This window comes from Flavobacterium salilacus subsp. salilacus, assembly GCF_004634195.1.
Lineage (GTDB): Bacteria > Bacteroidota > Bacteroidia > Flavobacteriales > Flavobacteriaceae > Flavobacterium > Flavobacterium salilacus.
In genome coordinates this window covers 33,992-58,126 of sequence record NZ_SKBP01000013.1, presented here as the reverse complement: position 1 = coordinate 58,126, position 24,135 = coordinate 33,992, and the positions used below count along the sequence as shown (strand labels likewise).

General features: G+C 37.6%; 14 protein-coding genes. 10 read left to right on the top strand and 4 right to left on the bottom strand.

The window, feature by feature from the left end; genetic code table 11:
• Nucleotides 1–102: 102 nt before the first annotated feature.
• The 5 genes from E0W68_RS13070 to E0W68_RS13050 all read left to right on the top strand — a co-directional run bounded on the left by E0W68_RS13070 (nt 103) and on the right by E0W68_RS13050 (nt 12,921).
• Nucleotides 103–1,977: an OmpA family protein gene (locus E0W68_RS13070; protein WP_135219887.1), complete on the top strand. Its 1,875-nt coding sequence runs from the start codon at nt 103–105 to the stop codon at nt 1,975–1,977.
• Between the two features lie 260 nt (nt 1,978–2,237).
• Nucleotides 2,238–2,726 carry a regulatory protein RecX gene (locus E0W68_RS13065; RefSeq protein ID WP_135219886.1) on the top strand — a complete coding sequence of 163 codons (489 nt, stop codon included), beginning with the start codon at nt 2,238–2,240 and terminating at the stop codon, nt 2,724–2,726.
• An 84-nt stretch (nt 2,727–2,810) separates the two neighbouring features.
• On the top strand, nt 2,811–4,652 hold the full coding sequence (locus E0W68_RS13060; protein WP_135219885.1) for a tetratricopeptide repeat protein: 1,842 nt from the start codon (nt 2,811–2,813) through the stop codon (nt 4,650–4,652).
• 706 nt (nt 4,653–5,358) lie between these two features.
• Nucleotides 5,359–9,498: an Ig-like domain-containing protein gene (locus tag E0W68_RS13055; protein WP_135219884.1), complete on the top strand. Its 4,140-nt coding sequence runs from the start codon at nt 5,359–5,361 to the stop codon at nt 9,496–9,498.
• Nucleotides 9,499–9,828: 330 nt separating this feature from the next.
• On the top strand, nt 9,829–12,921 hold the full coding sequence (locus tag E0W68_RS13050) for a T9SS sorting signal type C domain-containing protein (RefSeq protein ID WP_135219883.1): 3,093 nt from the start codon (nt 9,829–9,831) through the stop codon (nt 12,919–12,921).
• Between the two features lie 359 nt (nt 12,922–13,280).
• On the opposite strand, the gene E0W68_RS13045 is transcribed toward E0W68_RS13050, so the two are convergent.
• Nucleotides 13,281–13,913: a chloramphenicol acetyltransferase gene (locus E0W68_RS13045; RefSeq protein ID WP_135219882.1), complete on the bottom strand. Its 633-nt coding sequence runs from the start codon at nt 13,911–13,913 to the stop codon at nt 13,281–13,283.
• A gap of 122 nt (nt 13,914–14,035) precedes the next feature.
• Nucleotides 14,036–16,096: a methionine--tRNA ligase gene (gene metG / locus E0W68_RS13040; protein ID WP_135219881.1), complete on the bottom strand. Its 2,061-nt coding sequence runs from the start codon at nt 16,094–16,096 to the stop codon at nt 14,036–14,038.
• A gap of 240 nt (nt 16,097–16,336) precedes the next feature.
• On the opposite strand from metG, the gene E0W68_RS13035 reads away from it, so the two are divergent.
• From E0W68_RS13035 to E0W68_RS13015, 5 genes are all read left to right on the top strand, one after another.
• The gene (locus E0W68_RS13035) at nt 16,337–16,636 is read left to right on the top strand and encodes a hypothetical protein (protein WP_135219880.1); all 300 of its coding nucleotides are present in this window, start codon (nt 16,337–16,339) and stop codon (nt 16,634–16,636) included.
• Between the two features lie 69 nt (nt 16,637–16,705).
• The gene (locus E0W68_RS13030; protein WP_135219879.1) at nt 16,706–17,404 is read left to right on the top strand and encodes a GLPGLI family protein; all 699 of its coding nucleotides are present in this window, start codon (nt 16,706–16,708) and stop codon (nt 17,402–17,404) included.
• A gap of 234 nt (nt 17,405–17,638) precedes the next feature.
• Nucleotides 17,639–18,538 (top strand): S66 peptidase family protein, encoded by a 900-nt coding sequence (locus E0W68_RS13025; protein WP_135219889.1) that lies wholly within the window; start codon nt 17,639–17,641, stop codon nt 18,536–18,538.
• Complete coding sequence (locus E0W68_RS13020; RefSeq protein WP_135219878.1) at nt 18,538–18,897, top strand: YraN family protein; 360 nt, start codon at nt 18,538–18,540, stop codon at nt 18,895–18,897. Before E0W68_RS13025 ends, E0W68_RS13020 begins: the two co-directional genes overlap by 1 nt.
• Nucleotides 18,898–19,186: 289 nt before the next feature.
• The gene (locus E0W68_RS13015; protein WP_135219877.1) at nt 19,187–19,846 is read left to right on the top strand and encodes an aspartate kinase; all 660 of its coding nucleotides are present in this window, start codon (nt 19,187–19,189) and stop codon (nt 19,844–19,846) included.
• A gap of 51 nt (nt 19,847–19,897) precedes the next feature.
• On the opposite strand, the gene mfd is transcribed toward E0W68_RS13015, so the two are convergent.
• A complete protein-coding gene (gene mfd / locus E0W68_RS13010) occupies nt 19,898–23,263 on the bottom strand; it encodes a transcription-repair coupling factor (RefSeq protein ID WP_135219876.1) in 3,366 nt (1,121 codons plus the stop codon).
• A complete protein-coding gene (locus E0W68_RS13005; RefSeq protein WP_135219875.1) occupies nt 23,260–23,949 on the bottom strand; it encodes a hypothetical protein in 690 nt (229 codons plus the stop codon). The genes mfd and E0W68_RS13005 overlap by 4 nt, the downstream gene beginning before the upstream one ends.
• Nucleotides 23,950–24,135 lie beyond the last annotated feature (186 nt).

Here is a 24,135-nt window from a genome sequence, read left to right as displayed (position 1 = left end):
CTTCGCATGAGGTCATACTCCTGTTTGATGTAAACTTCCCGAAGAAAGTTTCACGTTCACCTCGTTATTTCTAAACCAACACCTTATAAAGAAACCAGCACTATGAAAAAATTGTGTTTTATACTAAGTTTATTATTAGCCACACTTGCTGTTCATGCACAAAGTAAAGAAACCGAAGCAGCAGATAAATTATTCGGGCGTTTTGAGTATGTTGATGCTGCGCAGGAATATCTGAAACTTACTAAAAAAGGCACTAAAGACCCGTATGTTTATAAACAACTTGCAGAAAGCTATTATAATGTATTTAACAGTAAGGAGGCAGCAAAATGGTATGCCAAAGCAACAGAATCTAAACAGGATGCCGAGACTTATTACCGCTATGCACAAATGTTGAAAGCCGAAGGACAATATGAAGAGGCTAACAAGCAAATGCAGCAGTTTGCCAAATTGGCTCCTAAAGACCAAAGGGCTATTATTTTTAATCAAGATCCTAACTATCTTCCTAAACTGAGGAATCAAACGAAACTGTTTGATGAAAGGATATTGGATATTAATGATGATAAGAACTCTGACTTTGGTGCTGTACTTGCTAACGATAATACGGTATATTTTACCAGTGCCCGTAATACGGCAAGAAGAAAATATGGCAGAAATGAAGAGCCTTATCTGGATATATATACCGCTACCTATAATGAAAAAACAGGCAGAATAAGCGAACCTGAACCATTAACCGATATTAACACCAAGTGGCATGACGGTCCTGTGGCAGTTACTGCCGATGGTAAAACGATGTATTTTGCCAGTGAGAGTTTTGTAAAAGGAGATTTTGATAAAGAAAGTACCATGAAACAACGTACGGGGCTTATTTATCTTTTTGTGGCTACAAAACAGGATGGGAAATGGGGCAATGTAAAACCGGTATCATTTAACAGTAATAACTGGAGCACGGGTAATCCTGCTATTAGTAAAGACGGTAAAACGTTATATTTTACCTCGAACAGAGAAGGCTCTGTAGGGGATACTGATATATGGAAAGTAGCGGTAAAAGGATATAACAGCTTTGGCGAACCGGTGAACCTGGGTACAAAAGTAAATACAGAGGGTAAAGAAACATTCCCTTATATTACGGATGATGACAAGCTGTATTTTTCGTCAAACGGTCATAAAGGCTTTGGCGGTCTTGATATTTTTATGATAGACCTGGCTCATGACAGCGAGGTTATGAATATAGGCGCGCCTATAAACTCGCCACAGGATGACTTTTCGTTCAGCTTTAATAATTCTAAAAATATCGGGTTCTTTTCCAGTAACCGTAAAGAGAAAGACAATATGTATCTTGCCATACCGCTATGCGGTGTAGAGGCTGTTGTAACGGTAAAAGATATTAATACAGGCAGCCCTATACCATCGGCTAAAGTAGCCATACTGGACGACAAGCAAAATGTTATAGAAACACGTACTGCTGACGAGAACGGTCAGTTGGTTTACAGTGTAGATTGCGATAGGATATACTCATTAAAAGCATCAGCTATTGGTTATGAAACCAGCATGTTCCGCATTGAAAAAACACGTGAAAACAAAGTGGATGTTGTTGCCAACCTGAAACCTATCAGGAGTCTTATTATAGATGGCAAAGTGGTACTTAATGATATTTATTTTGAATATAATAAAAGTAACATGACTCCTGAGGCTGCTTTTGAGCTGGACAAACTTGTCGAGGCTATGAAAGCAGACCCTAAAATGGTTATTATGATAAAAGCCCATACGGATAACAGGGGGAGCGAAGAGTATAACATGAACTTATCTGACCAAAGGGCAAAGGCTACGGTACAGTATGTAATGTCTAAGGGTATAGATAAAAGCCGTATTTCCGGCAAAGGTTATGGAGAGAGTGAACTAAAAATTAATTGCGGCGAAAACTGTACTGAGGAGCAACATGCTATAAACCGCAGGACAGAGTTTATCATTGTACCATAAAATTTTGATGATAATTGTAAAAAAAGCAGCTTGTATAAGCTGCTTTTTTATGCCTCATAATACTATGCTATTATAAAAGACTTTTATAATGTTTTTTATAATGAGTTAGTTTGATAAATTTATGCCTCCTTGTAAGTACGGGCTTGTACAGATTATAAAAAGAAAAAAGCCACAATATAGAAAAGAATAAAATACTAAACTTACCTGTTTAGGCAGGATGCATAAAAAGTATTGGCAGTATTGTAACCTGAAAGAAATAAATGTTGTATAAATCATACACTGTAGCCGAAGCACAAAAAAAACTGGAACAGTACTGCGCTTACCAGGAGCGTTGCCATGAAGAAGTGATTCAAAAACTAAAGAGCCTCAACATGATACCTCAAGCTATAGACAGTATTGTGGGGCACTTGCTGGAACATAATTTTCTTAACGAAGAACGTTTTGCACGCAGTTTTGCACGAGGTAAGTTTCGCATAAAGCACTGGGGCAGGATACGAATAATAAGAGAGCTTAAAGCCAGACAGATATCACGTTATACTATTGATGCTGCTCTTAAAGAAATTGATGAGCAAGAATACATTACTGCATTTAACGAGCTTGCCTTAAAGCAATGGGATTTTGTAACGGAGAGTAATATGCTTAAAAAAAAGAAAAAAGTTTCTGACTTTTTAATGCGCAAAGGCTATGAAAATCAATTAGTATACGAAAAAATAGCTGAGCTGTGCGGGAGTAATTCAACTTATTATTAAAATGTTAAAACTTCACTAATTTTTTCTTAAATTGCACTATACTCCCGGTTACTAAAAATCATTTACGAAAAGTATCATTTTACCATGGTTAAAATACTGCTATCCTTATTGCTTTTTACAAGCACTTTAGGCTATTCTCAAAAACAACCTTATGATTTTAAAGGGGCAGAAAGTAATGCCCGTACAATTATTTACAAGTCGCCCGACAGCGCCCTTACAATAATAAAGAAAACCCTTGCACAAAAACCGCCTCATGACACCATTTGGGGTAATACCTACAACCTTTACGGTATGTATTATGGTATGACAGGTAATACCGACTCTTGTATATACTATTTCAAAAAATCATTAACATACCTTGATAAATACCCCACAAACCGTCTTAGAAGCCTGATGAACCTGTGTATAGGATATCGAAATAAGGGTGAATATAAAAAATCATTAAAATATCTTGATGAGGCACTTATTATAAGTAAAAAACTAAAAGACAATATAGCTACGGGAAAGGTATATGGCGAAATGGCATCGAATTATAACTATATGCTGGAGTATGATAAATCGGTTGATTATCTGCTAAAATCCCTGAAAATATTAACGGAGGAGAAGAGTACCGGCAATGTAGTAGCCATTAAACAAAAACTTGCCAATACTTATTTGGCAATGGAAAATTTTGAGTTTGCTGTCGATTTGTATAAAGAAACGCTGATTGGTTTTAAAGAAATAGGAGCAGAAAAAAATTATTACCTGACGCTCGTTAACCTTGCCGAAGCCTATATAAGACTGGAGCGTTATGACGAAGCTAAAAAAGCATTGCAGGATGCAGCGGGAGGGCTTGAAAAATTTGGCGATAAAGAACTCATTGGTATTGCTTACAGCAAAATAGGTAATATAGAATATAAAGAGGGACACAATGCAAAGGCTTTAATAGCCTATAAAAAGGCATTTGATAACCTTACAGAAAACAAATCGACACGTATATTAAGAATAGCGGGCGAATATGTTAATGTACTGAATGCCGAAAAAAAATACAAAGAAGCGCTTGACGTCATTGCGCGTGCAGAGCCGTATAGAGAAGTCATATATTCGAATATTCAGGATAGAATGGTATATGTAGAGGCTATTGCAGATACATACAGTTATACCGGAAATGCACAAAAAGCACTTATTGAATATAAAAACACGATTGCCATAAAGGATTCTATAGCCTCTTCTGATACAGAGGAAGCGGTTAAAGAAATACAAGCTAAATTTCAAACTGAACTGCAACGGGAGAAAAACCTTGCGCTGGAAGCAAGTAATAAAGCACTCCAGGAAAAGGTTGAAGCTGAACAAACCCTTATGTTACTCTATATTTTTGGGAGTATTATTATCATTATAATGATACTGGCCTTTTTGAGAAGCTACTGGCTAAAAACAAAATTACAGAAAGAACAACTAAAAAGTATTGAAGCCGAAAATAAACTAATAAAACAACAGCATAAGTATGAGCAAGAGCTTACGAATGCCCAAAAAGAGATAATAGAAGAGAAACAAAGAGAGTTAACTGCCACAACACTGCAAATGGCTAACTATCAGGATAGTATAAACATTATACTTAGCAAGTGCAATACTGAAGAAATGAATATGGCAGGACTTAAAAAAGAGCTGCAACAACTGCTTAAACAAAAAGATTATTGGAAACAGTTTGAAACCCGTTTTAACAGCCTGCACCCTGATTTTGAGAGAACATTGAGTAATAAATTCTCAAAACTTACTAAAAACGACATTGAATTTTGTTCGCTCTTAAAACTGAATCTTACCAATAAAGAAATTGCCTCTTTATTACAAATATCACACGAAAGTGCGATTACCAAAAAGTATCGGATTAAGAAAAAAATGGAGATTAATGACGATACTGAATTTGAAAAATTATTACTGGAAATATAATTTTTTAAATTCACAATGCACTTTCTAAGCCTAAATTAAGAGTATGTGTTACTACTTTTTTTTATAGTAACAAACCACACTAATTATCGTTGAATGGTTAACAATATCCGTTCAATAACAAACACACATTTATACTACATATAGAATTAAAATTCTTGAACAACCTAAATTTCAAAGTCATAAATCAAAAAAAGGGCGAAAAAACCCGGTTTTGTCTATGGTTTGTCTATAAGCATGTTAATGATTTACAGATAATATCTACTTTATTTTGTAAAATATTAAAATAGTTATCGACCCTATAAATCAAGATAGCTTAGGAGAAATAAAAAAAATCTATACAGCTATTTTTTAATAATATAGAAAAAGTAAAAACATCACATATCCACGATATATATTTGCAGCAGGATATAGAAATATTTGGTAACAAATAAATCAGGATTAAGAAGATTTTAGGTATCTGTAATTTTCATTATTACATTACACTATTGCCAAAAATCCGGAAGGAAAAAATAAAACAAGTAACAATTAAATTTTATCACTATAAATAGTCGTGTATCAACTTTTTTAAGTTATTATACGAATAATACAAAGACAGAAAAATAATCTTTAAAAAATTTTTTTATTTAAAAATATAATATAATTTTGCACCCGCAACCAAAAATAGTTATGCCCCCCATAACTACCTAAATTAAAATTAATTACTAGAATGAAAAAGTCACTACTTTTACTCATGCTATTGCCTTTTATTGGCTTTACGCAAACAAACCTCGTGCGTTGGAACAACACGTCAACTCCAGCACCAGATGCAACAGGCATCACAGCTACCACACTGACTACAAACGGTACCATTTCTTTACAAAATGACAATTGGTCAGGATTTAGATTTCAAAGCTCTCCTAACAACAACAACAATCTGGACTACAATGAATACACGGAATTCACTGTAACTGTTGGATCTGGTTATGCTTTAAATCCTTCTGGGTTTAGTTTAACATACAATTCTCCTAATGGTAATGAAGGACCTAAAAATTTACAGGTAAGGTATTCAACTTCACCTTCGTTTACCTCTAATGGAACATTATTACAATCTACGCAGACATTAAATCGAGGAAGTAGCAACAACCAAATAAGTCTTAGTTTTCCCACGGGCTACTCTGTGTTAGAGAACACAACATTGTATATAAGAATATATACTTATGGGCAACCAAACAAATACTACAAAGATTTCTACATCAGAAATACAACTTACAATGGTTCTACTCAAGGCCCTACATTAACCGGTACAGTTAGCCCGTACAGCACCGTGCTTAATGCTGTTGATGATGCTTATACAATAAACATTAATAACAGTGGTAATTTTAGCGTATTGGCTAATGATATTGCAGGAAGTTCAGCCATTAACTATATGACTTTAGGTACTCCTGCATCGCACGGTACGGCTGTTGTGAATGGCAATAATACAATTACTTACACTCCTTCTTCAGGATATTCTGGCACTGATTCTTTTACCTATACTATTGGTAACGGGGTTGATCCTAATGATACTGCCACAGTAAACATAATAGTGGAAGGAACAACACCTACCGGCAGCCTAAATGGCACTTATTATGTAGGTACAAACGGACACTTTACAACGATTACAGCGGCAGTAAACCACCTTAACAGCAATGGTGTTTCAGGTCCGGTAACTTTTATTCTGAAAAACGTATTATACAATAACGCTTCCGGTGAAATATTCCCTATAACTATTAACAACTTTACAGGTAGTTCTGCCGTTAACACAGTTACTTTTAAACCAAACAAGAGTGTAAATGTAAGGATAGAAGCTACTAACGTTAACCACTACACAGGAGTTCCTGCTGTATTTAAACTTAATGGTGCAGACTACATTGTTTTTGACGGAAGTAACGACGTTAATGACAGTACCAGAAACCTTATCATTAAAAATAATAGCGATATAGACTACACACACCGTTCAGTAATATGGATTGCTTCAAACGGTTCAAACGGAGCGACTAACAATACTATAAAATACTGTAAATTAAGACAGGAATATAAAAACGATGGTGGCAATTTTTGTGTAGGTGTATATTCAGGAAGTAATCAATCAGGTAACAATAATGCCTTTAGTGCTGCTACGGCAGACAACGCTAACCTAAAAGTAATAGGTAACGACTTTATGAACGTAAAGCAGGGTGTTTATATTGAAGGTAATGCAACTACACGCACAACTAATGTGGTGATACACCAAAATGATTTGGGTTCTGAAAACAATACGGAAACTATCATTCAGCCTGCGTACCTATCTAACGTCAACGGTTTTGAATATAATGATAATTATGTATATAACTTATATCGTGACACGAATTCGGGCGATCTAAGATCGGCAGGTATCCACGTTGCCAACAACACGACTGATGGTTCTATCCTTAGAAACAACATGCGCGACCTTACCAGAACCACAACAGATTCACACACATTTGCAGGTATAACATTAGCTTCTACAAACAACAGTTCAAACATACTTGTAGCAAATAACTTTATCCTTAACGTTATAGCTCAGGGTAACAGTACTGCTGATGAAAACGGACATGGTATAAATATAAATTCAGGTGGTGGTTACAAAATATATCACAATACTGTTGTGCTTAACACAAATCAACCAAGCAATGGATACTCATCAGCTTTATATGTACACTCAAGTGTAAATGGTTCTTTAGATGTAAGAAATAATATATTCATTAATAATCAAACTACAGGAACAAGAAGAACAGCAATACTTGTAAACAAATCGCTAAGCAGTATAAACAGCCTTTTCAGCCACTTGGATTATAACAACTATTATTCAAATGATAAAATAGGGTTTATTTCAAGTGCAGGTTCTGCTGACTGGCCAGCTAACCCTGATTACCAAACAACGCTTTCAGGATGGCAGTCATTCACAGGAAAAGATACCAACTCAATAAGTGAGTTGCCAGTATTTGTTTCAGCCAACGATTTACACTTAGCCGGTAACGACAACGATGCTATTAATAACTTGGGTACACCTATAGCTACCATTACTAAAGATATAGATGGCCAAATAAGAAACACAGATGCTCCTGATATGGGTGCTGATGAATTTGGCCCGATACAAATGCCGGCGCCGGGCTCAGGAGATGGCGTTTATTGCGACAACAGTGTAACATGGGATGGTGCAGCATGGATAGGTGGTGAGCCTACTGCAAATACGGATGTTATTTTCGCAGGAGATTTTACTCAAAATGGCGGTACACTATATGCTTGTTCGGTATTTGTTATTGACGGTGCTAACGTACTTTTCGAGAACGAGTCTAATGCAATAGTAACACACAGCGTAAATGTTGAAGACGGTTCTGCATTAACCTTTGAAAACAGTTGTAACCTTATACAAATTGAGGACACAGCTAACGAAGGTACTGTTACCATTAAACGAAACAGCTCCATGATAAAACGTCTTGACTATACAATATGGTCATCTCCGGTAACAGGGACACAAACGTTGCTTGACTTTTCGCCACAAACATTAACTAATCGTTTCTATGACTTTAATACTGCAGAGAATTTGTTCTTTTCGATAGCAGACCCTGCGAGTACACTTTTTGAGAAAGCACACGGATATCTTATACGCGTAGCTAATAACCATTCATCTAGTGTGCCAAGCGTATATCACGGAGAGTTTGTTGGAACTCCTAACAACGGTACTGTAAGAGTTGCAATGGAATATACTAACGGTGATGAAAGCTACAAGATGGTAGGTAATCCTTACTCATCGCCAATAAATGTTAAAAAATTTATTGATGCTAACATTGACAATATAGAAGGAACACTATGGGTATGGAGAAAAACTAACGACCCTACAAAAACCACTTACTGCACAATAAACAAAATAGGCTGGGTTGCCAATAATGCCCCGGGCGGTGGCGGTGAAAACGGAGACGGAGGAAACCAACTGATAGAAAATCCATTTAATATTATAGAAGATGGAGTATTAAACACAGGGCAAGGTTTCTTTGTAAGAGCTTTAAATGACAACGAGATAGTGTTTAGAAACAACATGCGTGAAACAGTAAATTACAACAACTTCTTCCGTAGCGAAAACAACGCAAGTGAAGCACAGCAAGATATTGATAACCAAACTAACCGTTACTGGCTAAACGTAGTTACTGAAGATGAAACGGTATTCTCTCAAACACTTATTGCTCACTCAGCATTAGCTACAGAAGGATATGATAACGGATATGACGGCAGAGCTTTCCTTGATGGAGATGTTAGCCTATATACAATATTAGATGGCGCTACTGAAGAAGAAAGTTTAAAACTGTCTATACAATCAAGAGGTACCTTTGCAGTAACTGATACTGTAAAAATAGGATTTGAAACAGAAATAGCAGGTACTTTTAGTTTTACTATAGACCATATGGACGGACTTTTTGCAGATGGACAAGCTTTATACCTTGTAGATAAGTTAACTAACACAACCTATAACCTTGCGGAAGGCGACTATACTTTTAACTCTGAAATAGGGACATTTGATAACAGGTTTCAAATTATCTACTCTATAGAAGGAACACTGGATACAAATAATCCACAGTTCAATGATAGTGAAGTAGTGGTTTACCAAAACAATAACGAGCTTTCTATAAATGCACCTCAAAATATAGAATCTGTAGTGGTTTACGATTTACTTGGAAAAGTATTATACCAAAACCAAAAAGTAGATAACAGCAAGTTTACTGCAACACTAAACATACAGCAGCAAGTAGCTATTGTAATGATAACGCTTGAAAACAATCAGGTTGTTTCTAAAAAAGTAATGATAAACTAAGGTTTATCTACCTAAAATAATAAAATAGAAATCTCCGGCTTTTTAAAGCCGGAGATTAAAAAAAATAACTTCAACAGTCGCTTATTAATGATTAAGGACTCGTACGATTATTATAATGATTCAGGTCATTATATGTTTTAGTAATTTTTTAGTTGGATGTAAGGTTCCCCACTAGTTCGCTAGTGGGGGATTTTCCATTATAAAGAAGTACGACATTTTATTATAGATTATTTTCTTACACTTTTCAAATTCCTTTATATAAAATACCCCGCTCAAAGTACATAAAATAATAAAAGAGTTCTATAAAACCCCTTAATACTCATCCCCAAAATGAAAAATTTTATACTCTCAAAGTTTACTTACAGCATCTTGCTGGCTGCTATATTTTATTCTGCTTCAAGCAGAGCACAATGCACATTTGGCGACCAATCTACTTACGGTGCAGGACAATGGATAGGCTACGTATATTCCGGATTAGACAGTGGAAATCCGCCTGCAATGCCCACTACCTATAACGGATATGTAACCCAACCGGAAATATTCGATCAAAACCTTGGCGCCGGAGCACTTAGCAGCCCCACAATGTGCGGAAGCTTTGACACGAACTTCATGGTAATTTATAAAATGCAGAAAACATTTGCGGAAGGTTTTTATACCTTTACCGTAGGTGGAGATGACGGCTACAGACTAAGTTTTGATGGCGGAAACACCTTTGCTGATAATCTTAGCGATTGGGCTGACCATGGTTACCAAACAAAAACAGCCACCTATTTTTTAAGTGGACCTGTTGATTTAGTTTATGAATACTTTGAACATGGCGGAGATTCACGGGTATCTTTTACCTATGAATCAGCTTCTTGTAACGCTACCGCACCAACAGCTATAAGCGGCACAACCGAAATACCATGTAACAGCAGCACAACACTTACTGCAAGCGGCGGTACAGCAGGCACAGGGTCAACTTATGAATGGGGAACAGGCACAATAGGCGAAAATATTATAGCCGGACAAACCTCTGCATCTATAACAGTATATCCTGCTTCAGATACTTATTATTGGGTTCGCCGCGTAAACGGATCCCCTTGTTCAGGATACACAGACGGAGTATCTGTACTTGTAACCATTACAAATCCTCCGGGGGGTGACCCTGACATTTTTGGAGATAATGTTTGGAATGTTTACAGCTACAATGGCACTGATTTAGATTTAACAGGTAGCACCTATTTAGGTTTCTATACACAATCAACACTTGGTTTTAATACACAAAACATTTGGCCTAAGGCAGAGTCTCCTTCAAGCTATTCCGGTTGGGAAGGTTGCATTGTACCTGTAAACGACTTTACATTTGTACATAAAAGACAAGGCTTTCCTTGTGGAAGATATATTGTTACTATGACAAACTGGGACGACTCCAGCAGGTTATATATAAATGGTGAAGTTGTATGGAGCGCCGTGGGTTGGAGCGGCGGCGTAGGCAGTCAGGTAATAGGCACGTATGACCTTGATGAAAACAGTACTATGGAATTAAGAACCGAAGAGAGCGGGGGCGATGCCAATGCCGAATTGACATTAACCCCAACAGAAGCAGCAACAGCTCCTTCTTCTGTTTCAGGAAATTCAGTATTTTGTACCGGAGGCACTATGACTATTACTGCCAACGGTGGGGAATTAGGTATAAACGGTGCTTACCAGTGGGGTACCGGCGATACCGCAGGAAATAATATTATAGAAGGTGAAACAGGAAGCAGCATCACGATAGCTCCTGCCGAAACAACAACTTATTGGGTGCGTATTGTAAATACAGTATGTAACACCTATACAGCCGAAGCGACTTTTCAAGTTACTGTACCAACTCCGGTAGTGTATAATGGCGTTTGGAGCGATACACCCACTATTGACACTCCTGTTATTATAGAAAATGATCTTACTATTGATGAAGATATAGAAATGTGCTCCTGCCGGGTAGTAAATAATGCTGTAATGACTGTTGCCGAAGAAGTAAACATTACAGTAAAAGGAAAGTTGACAGTAGCACCAACCGCCTCAATGACGCTTGAGAATAAAGCATCGTTATTGCAAACAGATGATATTGATAACGAAGGCAGCATAAATGTTGTAAGAAACAGTTCTAAGATTATGAGACTCGATTATACCCTGTGGTCATCTCCTGTTGAAGGGCAGCAGTTACTTGAATTTTCACCTATGACGCTGGAAAACAGGTTTTATGCTTTCAATACCCCTGAAAACCTTTATTATCATATTTCTCCCGAAGAAGATTTTGAATTGGCGGAAGGTTACCTTATTCGGGCACCAAATAACCACCCTACAACTCCCGCTGTATTTACAGGTATGTTTGCAGGAACACCTCATAACGGAACAATAACCAAACTGTTAGAATATACAGGAACCGAATCATCATACAGTGCTATAGGAAACCCCTACCCTTCACCAATAAGTGCTACAGAATTTATAAATACAAACAGTAGTGTAATAGAAGGAACATTATGGTTTTGGAGGAAAACAAATAATCCTGACGAAACAACATACTGCACACTTACCACACTTGGTTTTACAGCCAATAAAGCTCCGGGCGGTACTAATGAATATTCGTATGACCCTATTGACAAGTTAAATACTGGACAAGGATTTTTTGTAAACACCATAGCCGAAGGCAATATCACTTTTACAAACGATATGCGTTTAGGAGACAGTAGTAACCAGTTTTTCCGCATGGAAAATCAGGATAGTGATGTATCCAGATTATGGCTTAACCTTAGCGATACAGGAAACAATAGTTTTTCGCAAATAATGATAGGATATACCCCACAGGCAACTACCGGTTATGATAACACTATTGATGGCCGCAGCATAGCCGATGGCCCTTTAAAATTATATTCACTTGTAAATGATGATATAAAACTGGCAATTCAAGGGCGACCATCTTTTGAAAATACTGATAGTGTGATTCTTGGATATTCCGCGGCTACAGCAGGTGAAATGAAATTTGAGATAGACCGTAGGGATGGGATATTTGCTCAGGGACAAAAAATATATTTAATAGATAATTTTTTGAATATTACATGCAACATATCCGAAAATAGTTATATCTTTGTCACGGAAGAAGGTACGTTTAATGATCGATTTGAAATTATATATACAATTGAAGCGCTTGGCACAGATTTTGTAAGTATATCTAATAAAGAGGTTGTATTCTGCGAAGATAATAAAGTGAAAGTATATACTTCACAACAAATACAATCAGTTACCTTATATGACCTTACAGGTAGGGTTTTATATGAAAGTGACAACATTAATAACAACGAATTCTCGAGTACTTATTTAAATATAGCACAACAGGTAATTATAGCGCGTGTTACTTTACAGAACCGCCAAATAATTTCGAAGAAAATTATGGTGGATTAGTCTATCGTAATTGTTTAGTAATTTTTTAGTTGGATGGATCCCCGGCGCAAGCCGGGGTTCTTACTTTTATATCTTTCGTAAATTACAAAATGTTAACTATATTTGTTATATACTAATTTATAGTATTATAAAACTGTTCTTTAGAAAAATCAAGGTTAGTTATCGAATTAATAAAATCGAACTCTCAGGTTCTGATTCATATATACAGCACAATACGTAATTATTATAAAGCCAACGGTAAGCTTTTAATAATTTCGAAGAAAGTTATGGTGGATTAGTCTATCGTAATTGTTTAGTAATTTTTTAGTTAGATAGGTTCCCGGCTCACGCCGGGAATCTTACTTTTAAGGAGTCTGTATTTACACATTACTATTCAGTTCCTGTTGCAGTAAATCAAAAAATAACCCTACATGGTAGCCATCCATCAAACCATGATGCACATGCACAGATACCGGCATTAGTTTATGCCCATTCTCTTCAACTATTTTTCCAACTGATATCTTCGGGCAACTGTCAGGGAAAACAAAACTGCGCGCATGTGACAGCGAAGTGAAGTTAACCCAGGGTATTGCGGAAAAATGGATAATATTATCCATTTCAAACGCTCTGGTAAACAACCCCGGAGTGTTACGCACCCGTTCAATTTCTTTTTGGGCGCTTAGCTCAAATACATTGAAGTCCTCGTGAAATTCCATGAACGAAAAACCAAAGGTGTTATCCTCTCGCGTTAATGTTGCCGAAACATCAACGCTGTCATATACAAACACCTCATCGCCTGCAATTCGGTAACGAAATGCTTCAACCCCGTTAACAGCAGCAGCAACTTTATGCAGATAATACAAAAAGAACGAGGCATTACTGCTTTTTGCAACAGCATAGGCTTTGGTAACATCTACATTGGCAACAAGCCCAAAAAAGGGCTCTTCAAATTTTTTGAAAAATTCAAAATGCTCACGTCGTGACCAATCTTCTAAATTAAGTTTCTTTTTCATGGCTATTATATCAAAGCAAAAACAGCCATTCTAAGAAAGTCTTAGTTTGACTGTTTTTATAATTTATTTTCAAATCTAATAATTCAACTACAACGTTGCTCCTTATCAACAAGGTATTAGTATTAGCTAATCATTTCGCCGTTCCCTACACCATCGGTATCCGGATTTACAAAAACCAGCTTTCCTTCTGTATTTTGTGTCATCAATATCATCCCCTGGCTTTCTACACCGCGCAGTGCTCGCGGAGCAAGGTTTACTAACACGGTAACGCGCTTACCAACTATATCTTCGGGTTTAAAGCTTTCGGCTATACCGCTCACAATGGTGCGCACATCAATACCCGTATCTACTTTAAGCACTAACAGTTTGTTTGCTTTCGGCATTTTCTCTGCCTCCAGAATTGTTCCGGTACGAATGTCCATTTTAGCAAAATCCTCAAAAGTGATAAGCTCTTTTTGCGGTTCTGCCTTTTTATTCTCGGCAGCATTGGCTGTTTTTGTAGCTTCCAGTTTATCCACTTGTTTTTGTATTTCTTCGTCCTCTATTTTAGCAAACAACAGTTCGGCTTCCCCTATTTGATGATTTGCAGCAATAAGGTTTGATTTAACCGTAACATCATTCCAAGACAACTCGCTGTCCAGATTAAGGATGCGTTTCAGCTTCCCCGCTGTAAATGGTAGGAATGGCTCACTCAATACTGCTAATGCCGCGGCAATTTGCAATGCCACATACATTTGCGTTTGTACCCTTTCAGGGTTTTCTTTAATTACTTTCCAGGGCTCTTCGTCCGCCAGATATTTATTCCCTAAACGGGCAAGGTTCATTAGCTCAGTAAGGGCTTCCCTAAAGCGGTAGCGTTCTATACTGCTGGCTATAACCGCAGGATAAGCATGCATTTCGGCAAGTGTAGCCTCATCTACCTCGCTGTACTCGTTGGGTTGTGGTACTACTCCGTTATAATACTTATTGGTGAGCACCACTACCCTATTAATGAAATTACCAAATATTGCCACCAGCTCGTTATTATTACGAGCCTGAAAATCTTTCCAGGTAAAATCGTTATCTTTTGTTTCAGGGGCATTAGAGGTCAAGGCATAACGCAATACATCTTGCTTACCCGGGAAATCTTCTAAATATTCATGCAGCCACACCGCCCAGTTTTTAGACGTAGATAGTTTGTTTCCTTCCAAATTCAAAAATTCATTGGCAGGTACATTATCCGGCAATATATAACTGCCCTCTGCCTTTAGCATCGCAGGAAATATAATGCAGTGGAACACTATATTGTCTTTACCTATAAAGTGTACCAGCTTGGTATCATCACTCTTCCAGTACGGCTCCCAGTCTTTCCCTTCGCGCGCTGCCCACTCTTTAGTGGAAGATATATAACCAATAGGCGCATCAAACCATACATAAAGCACTTTACCCTCTGCTCCCTCTACCGGTACAGGAATACCCCAATCAAGGTCGCGGGTTACGGCACGGGGTTTCAGCCCGTCATCCAGCCACGATTTTACCTGACCGAATACATTGGGTTTCCAATCATTTTTATGACCTTCCAGCACCCACTCGCGTAAAAAAGCATCATATTGGTCAAGCGGTAAAAACCAGTGCTTTGTGCTTTTTGTTATTGGCGTAGTTCCGGTAATAGTCGATTTCGGATTAATCAAATCAGTCGCATTAAGTGATGAACCGCACTTTTCGCACTGGTCGCCATACGCCTCTTCATTACCGCACTTGGGGCAGGTGCCTACCACAAACCTATCGGCAAGAAATTGCCCTGCTTGTTCATCATACAGTTGCTCGGTAACTTCTTCTATAAATTTACCATCATCATATAGTTTTTTAAAAAACTCCGATGCGGTATCGTGGTGTATTTTTGAGGAGGTACGGGAATAGTTATCGAATGATATTCCGAAATCTTCAAACGACTGTTTGATGATACTATTATATTTGTCAATTACCTCCTGTGGGGTAATGCCTTCTTTCTTGGCTTTCATAGATATTGCCACACCATGTTCGTCGCTTCCGCAAATGAATGCCACATCTTTTTGCTGCAATCTCAGGAAACGGGAATATATATCGGCAGGGACATATACCCCTGCAAGGTGACCTATATGTATGGGACCGTTAGTATAAGGCAATGCTGCCGTAACGGTATATCGTTTTGGATTTTGTATCATCGGGAAAATTTGAAATTTAAACACAAATGTACAACATAGTTAGAAAGCCGTAAAGTTGAAAGTTAGAAAGTTTGTGTACAAGTGTATATGTAATGTTTTTTAAACAATAAGCAATGTAGAAAGATGAAAATTTAGTGACTAGTAACGAAAAAACATCTGTTTAACATTAAAAAAATGCTTTGATTCGATATTTTATATATATTTACAATTATTATTAATCCAGTTAAATAATTCTAAATTATGAAAAATTTTATTTGTTCTTTCGTATTGTTTTTAGGTTTCGTTACCTTATCATCCGCTCAATCCAGTTTCCCTCCTGAAGAGGAAGCTAGGATTGAAACAGCTTTATTAGAGGAGTACTCACCAAGTTTCCCTATTGATTCGCCAGATTATGAAACCCATAAAGCTGATTGCAAAAAAATTGCCACATATGTTTACTTAGTATTGAGAAATAACGGATATAGTGTTCACGATTCTGGATTTTTCGCTAGATTTGTTTATGATGCCTGTGTTGAAATATTTAATGGAGGATCAAAATAAACGATTTAAAAAATAAAAAAAAGAGAGGGGTTAGGGTTACACCCCCCTTTCTTAATTAAATTGAAGTATATGAGATCCATCTATATTATAGCATTTTTAATATTATTCGGTAACCTTTTTTATGGGCAGACCGGTACAATTACATATTCAGCAACTCTTGATAAAAACTCAGGGCTTGCTACTAATGAAATAACCAAAAAATATTATCAGGCTGCTACCGAAAATATAAAGGATTTAAAATTTGAGTTACTGTTTAATAAGGATAAATCCATCTTCATAATGGATGAAACAGCCAAACTGGACACAAGAAGTTATGACGCTATAAAATCATTTATAGGCTATTATGGCTCATACTATCAGGAGAAAATGAATCTTTATAAATTAATAAAGAAAATGCTCCCCGAAGACTATCTTGTTAAAACCGACATTATAACAAACTGGGATATCACAAAAACATCAAAAGTTATAAAGGGTTATAAGTGTTTTAAAGCAACAACACCTCATATCGTAGATGGTAAACAAACAGGACCGCCCATTGTTGCATGGTATTGCCCTGAATTGCCCTATAATTTTGGACCTAATGGCATATCAGGGTTACCGGGGCTTATTCTGGAAGTACAAAAAAGTAACCAATATCTATTAACTGTATCTGATATTAAAATAGGTACTGTCGAAACTCAAAAAGTCAAAAAACCAATCGCTTTTAAAGAAGTCAGCGAAACTGAATTTAATAAACAGTTTGATGAACACTATATGAGGTTTGATTAAATGCTATTTAATCAAGTATCATCATAAAAAGGTTGCTTTATCGAGCAGCCTTTTTATATGCACCCAGTACCAAAACCAATAAAACAAAGTATCATTAAGGATAACCGTAAACAATATTTATACTTTTTCGTTAAGTTTGTTATACCAAAACAGGAACGAATGCTACGGACTGAACGATTATTGATATTACTGTTTATTATATTTTTTTCAAACCTGCTACACGCACAAAACACCATGAGAACACCACCCTACCTGCAAAAAGGAGATACTGTGGCAATACTTGCCACTGCCCGAAAAATAGACCTTGCGCCCCTGCAACCCGCCATAAAACTGTTGGAAAGCTGGGGTCTTCATGTAGTTACAGGTAAAACTATAGGGCTGGATAACAACAACCAACTGGCGGGAGCGGACTGGCAGCGTGCTACTGACTTACAGAACATGATAGACGACCCAAGTGTAAAAGCAATATGGTGCGCCAAAGGCGGCTACGGTACGGTACGGATGATAGACAGGATAGATTTTACAAACTTTAAGAAAAACCCGAAGTGGTTTATAGGCTTTAGCGATGCTACCGTGCTGCACAGCCATATTAATAACATGAATATTGCCACGCTGCACGCTATTATGTGCGTAAGTGTGTCGCATGCGACACCCGAAGCTATTGAGAGTTTCCGCAAAGCGCTGTTTGGCGAAAAAATAAGCTACAGCATAGAGTCACATCCTTTTAACAAAATGGGTAAAACACATGGCGAGCTCATTGGCGGTAATCTTTCTGTACTGTATAGTATTATTGGGTCGCGCTCGGAAGTAGATTATAAAGGCAAAATACTTTTTATAGAAGACCTTGACGAATACCTGTACCATATAGACCGTATGATGATGAACCTGAAACGCAATGGTTATTTTGAAAACGTAAAAGGGATTATAATAGGCGGTATGACCAGTATGAACGATAACGACATCCCCTGGGGGCATGATGCACTGGAAATTATTCAGGATATTACTAAAGACTACAATATACCCATTTGCTTTAATTTTCCTGCCGGACATCTAAAAGATAACCGCGCCTTAGTGCTGGGGCAGGAAATTACGCTGGAGGTAAATGCCAACGGCACAAAAGTAACCTTTGACTAATGGCTGAACATAATGAGCTGGGAAAACTGGGCGAGGAAATGGCAGCCGAATATCTGCAAAAAAACGGCTATGATATATTGGAAACCAACTGGGTTTTCCAAAAAGCAGAAATTGATATTCTTGCACGTAAAAACGACATCCTTGCGGTTATAGAAGTAAAAACACGATCAACGCTCGATTTTGGATTACCGCAAGATTTTGTAAAGCCCAAAAAGATACAACTGCTGGTAAAGGCGGTGAATGAATATGTAACCCAAAACGACCTTGATGTCGAGGTGCGTTTTGATATTATTGCCATACATAAAAATAAAGATACGTTTGAAACGGAACATCTTGAAAATGCTTTTTTTCATTTTTAGTAAAAGAAAAAAGTTTACTATGCACTATATGACTAAATAGTGAACTTCAACATTAATATTGTTTTTAAGGGCTATATTAAAATTATTGTTTAACACCCAAAACACTATTAATAACAAAAAAAGCTCCATATTTGAGTTTAAAAAGTAAGCATTCTTAATATTTCGATTACAACATTAAATTAAAAACAAAATTATTTTTATCATTTTTAGTTTGTTAAATATTTAACAGAATGTTTTAGTTTGTATATTTGTTTTGCCGAACAACAACTACAACAACAACCTTTAGTCTATGAAAACAATATCTTCTGTGGTAGAACACTACATAAAAACCAAGCCCTTTTTGCTAAGTGCGTTGTCGCAGGGCATTATTAACCTTACATCGCTTGCGCGAAACATGATGCCCGAGCTGGAACTGGAGCTGGGTAAAGATGTAAAACAAGGTGCGGTAGTTATGTCGCTTAAAAGGTTATCAGAAGATCTTGACTTCCGTCTTAATCATAAAATAGTTAAAGTATTAAAATCTATCGGCGAAATTACGGTACGCTCTTCGCTAACGGATTACACTTTTGCAGTATCCGACACTATGCTGAATAAGCATGTTGAACTGATAAATCAAATTACCTCCAATCCGGAAGTGTTTTATACCTCATCACGCGGTGTAAATGAAACCAGTATTGTAGTAAGCTCCTCTGTTAATGATATTGTAGATAAGTTATTTGCTGATGAAAAAATGGTAGAACGCACGGATAATCTGGCGTCTATTACCGTAAAACTGCCTAAAGACAATATATCTACTCCCGGAGTATATTATTACATATTTCAAAGGCTGGCATGGGAAGGCATCATCATCAGCGAGGTAATATCCACATCCTATGAGTTTACCATACTGGTAAGCGAAGAAGAAGTAGATGTTGCCTTTAAAGTTATAAAAGACCTTAAAAACTTATAATATAAAGTTTATACATACTAAAAACGCACTGATTTTTCAGTGCGCTTTTATTTATTCTTCAAAAACCATTTCCAATAAATGTAATGCTTTAGGTAGTGTTTTTACATTATCAAAAGTAAGTAACAGCCTAAGTCCATTTTTAGTTTGCTTTTCCTTCATACGGGTAAGCGTAGGGTTCTTTTGTACAAACTGTAATACCTTGTGAAAAGCACCGCTCTGGTAATACTCGCTCTGCTGGTCGCTTACAAAATAGCCTATCATTTTACCCTGTTTCAGCAACAGTTTTTCAATACCCATTTTGGTGGCAAGCCACTTAATGCGCATACTGGTAAGTAATGCCAGTGCGGGCTTTGGCAAAGCCCCAAAACGGTCAATCAGTTTTTGTTCAAACTTTAGTAAGTCTTCCTCTGTTTTTATCGTGCTAAGCTCGTTATACAGGTTAAGCCTTTCGGTAATGTTGTTTATATATTCATCCGGGAACAACAACTCAAAATCCGTATCTATTTGTATCTCTTTTACATATTCCTTTTGTACAGCTTTTTCAGTATCTTCTTCATATAAGTCTTTAAACTCATTTTCTTTCAGCTCTTCAATAGCTTCATTCATTATCTTTTGATAGGTTTCAAAACCTATCTCGTTAATAAAACCGCTTTGCTCACCACCCAATAAATCGCCTGCTCCGCGTATCTCAAGGTCTTTCATAGCAATATTAAAACCACTGCCCAATTCGCTAAACTGCTCCAGTGCCTGTATGCGTTTGCGGGCATCTTCAGTCATGGCACTATAGGGCGGTGCTATAAAATAACAAAAGGCTTTTTTGTTGCTCCTGCCCACACGACCGCGCATTTGGTGCAGGTCACTTAGCCCGAAGTTATTGGCATTATTTATAAAAATAGTATTGGCATTGGGCACATCCAGCCCGCTCTCTATAATGGTGGTGGCTACCAGTACATCAAACTCGCCATCCATAAAGGCAAGCATCAGTTCTTCCAGCTTCTTGCCATCCATTTGCCCGTGCCCTACTCCCACCTTTGCACCGGGCACCAAGCGTTGTATCATCCCGGCAACTTCCTTGATGTTTTCAATTCGGTTATTTACAAAAAACACCTGCCCGCCACGCTGTATCTCATACGATATGGCATCGCGAATAATTTCTTCGTTAAAGCCCACTACGTGGCTCTCTATCGGGTAACGGTTGGGCGGTGGCGTGGTTATTACCGATAGGTCGCGTGCTGCCATAAGCGAAAACTGTAATGTTCTGGGTATGGGCGTGGCGGTAAGCGTAAGCGTATCTACATTTGCTGCTATAGTTTTCAGTTTGTCTTTTACGTTTACGCCAAATTTTTGTTCTTCATCAACTATCAGCAGTCCTAAATTTTTAAATACTACATTTTTACTGGTAAGTTGGTGTGTACCAATAATAATGTCAAGTTTACCTTCGGCAAGGTCTTTCAGGGTTTCTGCTTTTTGCTTTGCCGTACGGAAACGGTTAAGGTAATTAATCGTTACCGGCATATCTTTAAGCCGTTCGCTAAACGTTTTATAATGCTGAAATGCCAGTATGGTAGTTGGCACAAGTATGGCTACCTGCTTGCCGTTATCTACCGCCTTAAAGGCTGCACGAATGGCAACTTCGGTTTTACCAAAGCCCACATCGCCACATACCAGCCTGTCCATAGGGCGTTCGCTTTCCATATCGGCTTTTACATCGCGGGTTGCCGTAACCTGGTCGGGCGTATCTTCATATATAAAAGATGATTCCAGCTCTGCCTGCATGTAGCTGTCCGGCGCATATTTATATCCTTTTTCGAGCCTGCGCTTAGCATAAAGCTGAATGAGGTTAAAGGCTATGTTTTTAACCCTTGCCTTTGTTTTTTGCTTTAAGGTTTTCCATGCACTGCTGCCCAGTTTGTATATCTTGGGTGGCGTACCGTCTTTACCGTTATATTTTGATATTTTGTGCAGCGAATGTATGCTTACATATACAATATCATTATCGGCATATACCAGTTTTATGGCTTCCTGTTTTTTACCTTCTACTTCTATTTTTTGTAATCCGCCGAATTTACCAATACCATGATCAATATGCGTAACATAATCGCCTACTGATAATGAGTTGAGCTCCTTTAGTGTAATGGTCTGCTTTTTAGAGTAACCGTTCTTGATGTTAAAGCGGTGGTAGCGTTCAAAAATTTGGTGGTCGGTATAACAGGCTATTTGATTTTCCTCATCTATAAAACCTTCATAAATAGGGAAAACAATAGTTTTATACTGCTTACGGATGTCTTCATGATTTTCTTCGTCAATGCTTTCAAAAATATCATGAAAACGGGCTGCCTGTGCTTCGTTCGAGCAAAATATATAGTTCTTATAACCGTTAGCATGGTTATCGTTCAGGTTGTTGAGCAGCAAATCGAATTGCTTGTTGAATGAAGGCTGTGGCTGTATATGAAACTCGAAAGTAGTATCGGTTTTAAAAAGCGGCTTTGTGGCAAGCTCTACTATGGTAAAGTCTGATGCTTTTTTCAGGAACGATGCCTGATTAAGAAATAACTCTTCCGGAGCTGCGTGTTTTATATCTTCAGAGAGCTTTCCAAAAGCCTCTACAGCCTTGCCATACAAAAGGTCGAGCTGCTCCAGCATAACTTCGGTATTTTGAATAAAAAGAACGGTTCTTTCATTAATGTACTCTAAAAAACTCTGCCTGTTTTCCTGCAAAAATTTGTTCTCTACATTCGGGATAACGGTTATTTTTTTATTCTTTTCCAGCGACAACTGGGTTTCTACATCAAACGTACGGATACTATCTACCTCGTTACCAAAAAACTCGATACGATAAGGGTTATCGTTACTAAAGGAGAATACATCCACAATACCGCCTCGCACGGAAAACTCTCCGGGTTCGGTAACAAAATCGACACGGCGAAATTCGTATTCAAACAACACTTCGTTAATAAAATCGATACTCACCCGGTCGCCTACCGCTACTTTCAGGGTGTTCTTGTCAAGTTCCTTTCGGGTTACTACTTTTTCAAAAAGCGCTTCGGTGTACGATACTATAATGGCGGGCTTTTTGCGCGAGTTGATACGGTTAAGTACTTCGGCACGCAATAACACGTTGGCATTATCGGTTTCTTCTATTTGATAGGGACGGCGATAGGAACCGGGATAAAACAGTACATCCTGCTCACCTATCAGTTTTTCGAGGTCGTTAAGGTAGTAAGCAGCTTCTTCTTTATCTTTAAAAACAAGCAGGAACGGAAGTTCCGCTTCCTGAAAAAGAGGGTTGATAATAAATGATAATGACGAGCCTATAAGCCCCTTAATATGCAACTTGTTTTCGCGCTTTTGAAGCGCAGCAGCAATTTGTTTTACTTTAGCCGACTCTTGGTATATCGTTGTTACTTCGGGTTTCAATTTGCAGGTTTCAGTTTGTTGGTTTTAATTGGTTGCCTCTGCCTGTTAGGCACATCGGTACTGGCGGGCGGGGCATCTTTTACCGGGGGTGTTATTGATGGTTGCGGAATATTTTCCGGATTTGCCATTCGTGCAGTATCACGGGCACGAAGCATTTCCTCTTCACCCATTTCTTTTGGTATTTCGCTAATGCGTACTATTTCGTCAAACTGCTTTTGCAGTGCAATGGTTTCTTCGGTTATCTCATCAATTAATGGTAATACTTTATCGCATTGCACTATATCGAGGGTTATATAGGTATATAATGATTTGACCTTAGTGTCGAGTACCGCAAGACGACCGCGCACCTGAGGTTTATTAAAAAGCGGCGGAATGGTTGTTTGTACCTCTGTAACCTTATTAATAAGATTTTCCGCCTTTTGTCTGTAAGCCGTTAAAGTTCCTGTTGGTTTTTGCGAAAGCTCGTGCATAAAACGCTCCCATTCGTTCCAGTCTTTAATGCGCTCCTTTACTTTTTGTGTGGGTGGTGGTACATCAAACTTCCAGTTACTGCTTACTACTTTTAGTATAGAGTCATTCCGTTGTTCGGCTTTACGTGTTTCGGCAATTCTTTGTTTTTCATCATCCTCACATGATATGATGGTAAAACTCAAAAGAGCAGTTATAATAAAAAAGGTATATTTCATATTACTGTATTGAGCCACAAATTTACAAATGTTAGACCAATGTGCTGTTTATTAAAAATTAAAATATACTGAGTGTCTGCTTATCAGATATCCTAAACGCTGTTATTTTAAGAATACGCTACCAACCCGAACCTAAAAATCACAATATGATAAATTTTTGTTACAATGAAGGTGTTAAACAATATA

What these genes read in the sequence shown, in the direction of transcription:
- E0W68_RS13025 (WP_135219889.1), top strand. Translation starts at nt 17,639, where the DNA reads ATGAGAACACCACCCTACCTGCAAAAAGGAGATACTGTGGCAATACTT.
- E0W68_RS13015 (WP_135219877.1), top strand. Translation starts at nt 19,187, where the DNA reads ATGAAAACAATATCTTCTGTGGTAGAACACTACATAAAAACCAAGCCC.
- E0W68_RS13045 (WP_135219882.1), bottom strand. Translation starts at nt 13,913, where the DNA reads ATGAAAAAGAAACTTAATTTAGAAGATTGGTCACGACGTGAGCATTTT.
- metG (WP_135219881.1), bottom strand. Translation starts at nt 16,096, where the DNA reads ATGATACAAAATCCAAAACGATATACCGTTACGGCAGCATTGCCTTAT.
- E0W68_RS13050 (WP_135219883.1), top strand. Translation starts at nt 9,829, where the DNA reads ATGAAAAATTTTATACTCTCAAAGTTTACTTACAGCATCTTGCTGGCT.
- E0W68_RS13065 (WP_135219886.1), top strand. Translation starts at nt 2,238, where the DNA reads ATGTTGTATAAATCATACACTGTAGCCGAAGCACAAAAAAAACTGGAA.
- E0W68_RS13060 (WP_135219885.1), top strand. Translation starts at nt 2,811, where the DNA reads ATGGTTAAAATACTGCTATCCTTATTGCTTTTTACAAGCACTTTAGGC.
- E0W68_RS13030 (WP_135219879.1), top strand. Translation starts at nt 16,706, where the DNA reads ATGAGATCCATCTATATTATAGCATTTTTAATATTATTCGGTAACCTT.
- E0W68_RS13055 (WP_135219884.1), top strand. Translation starts at nt 5,359, where the DNA reads ATGAAAAAGTCACTACTTTTACTCATGCTATTGCCTTTTATTGGCTTT.
- E0W68_RS13035 (WP_135219880.1), top strand. Translation starts at nt 16,337, where the DNA reads ATGAAAAATTTTATTTGTTCTTTCGTATTGTTTTTAGGTTTCGTTACC.
- E0W68_RS13070 (WP_135219887.1), top strand. Translation starts at nt 103, where the DNA reads ATGAAAAAATTGTGTTTTATACTAAGTTTATTATTAGCCACACTTGCT.
- E0W68_RS13020 (WP_135219878.1), top strand. Translation starts at nt 18,538, where the DNA reads ATGGCTGAACATAATGAGCTGGGAAAACTGGGCGAGGAAATGGCAGCC.
- E0W68_RS13005 (WP_135219875.1), bottom strand. Translation starts at nt 23,949, where the DNA reads ATGAAATATACCTTTTTTATTATAACTGCTCTTTTGAGTTTTACCATC.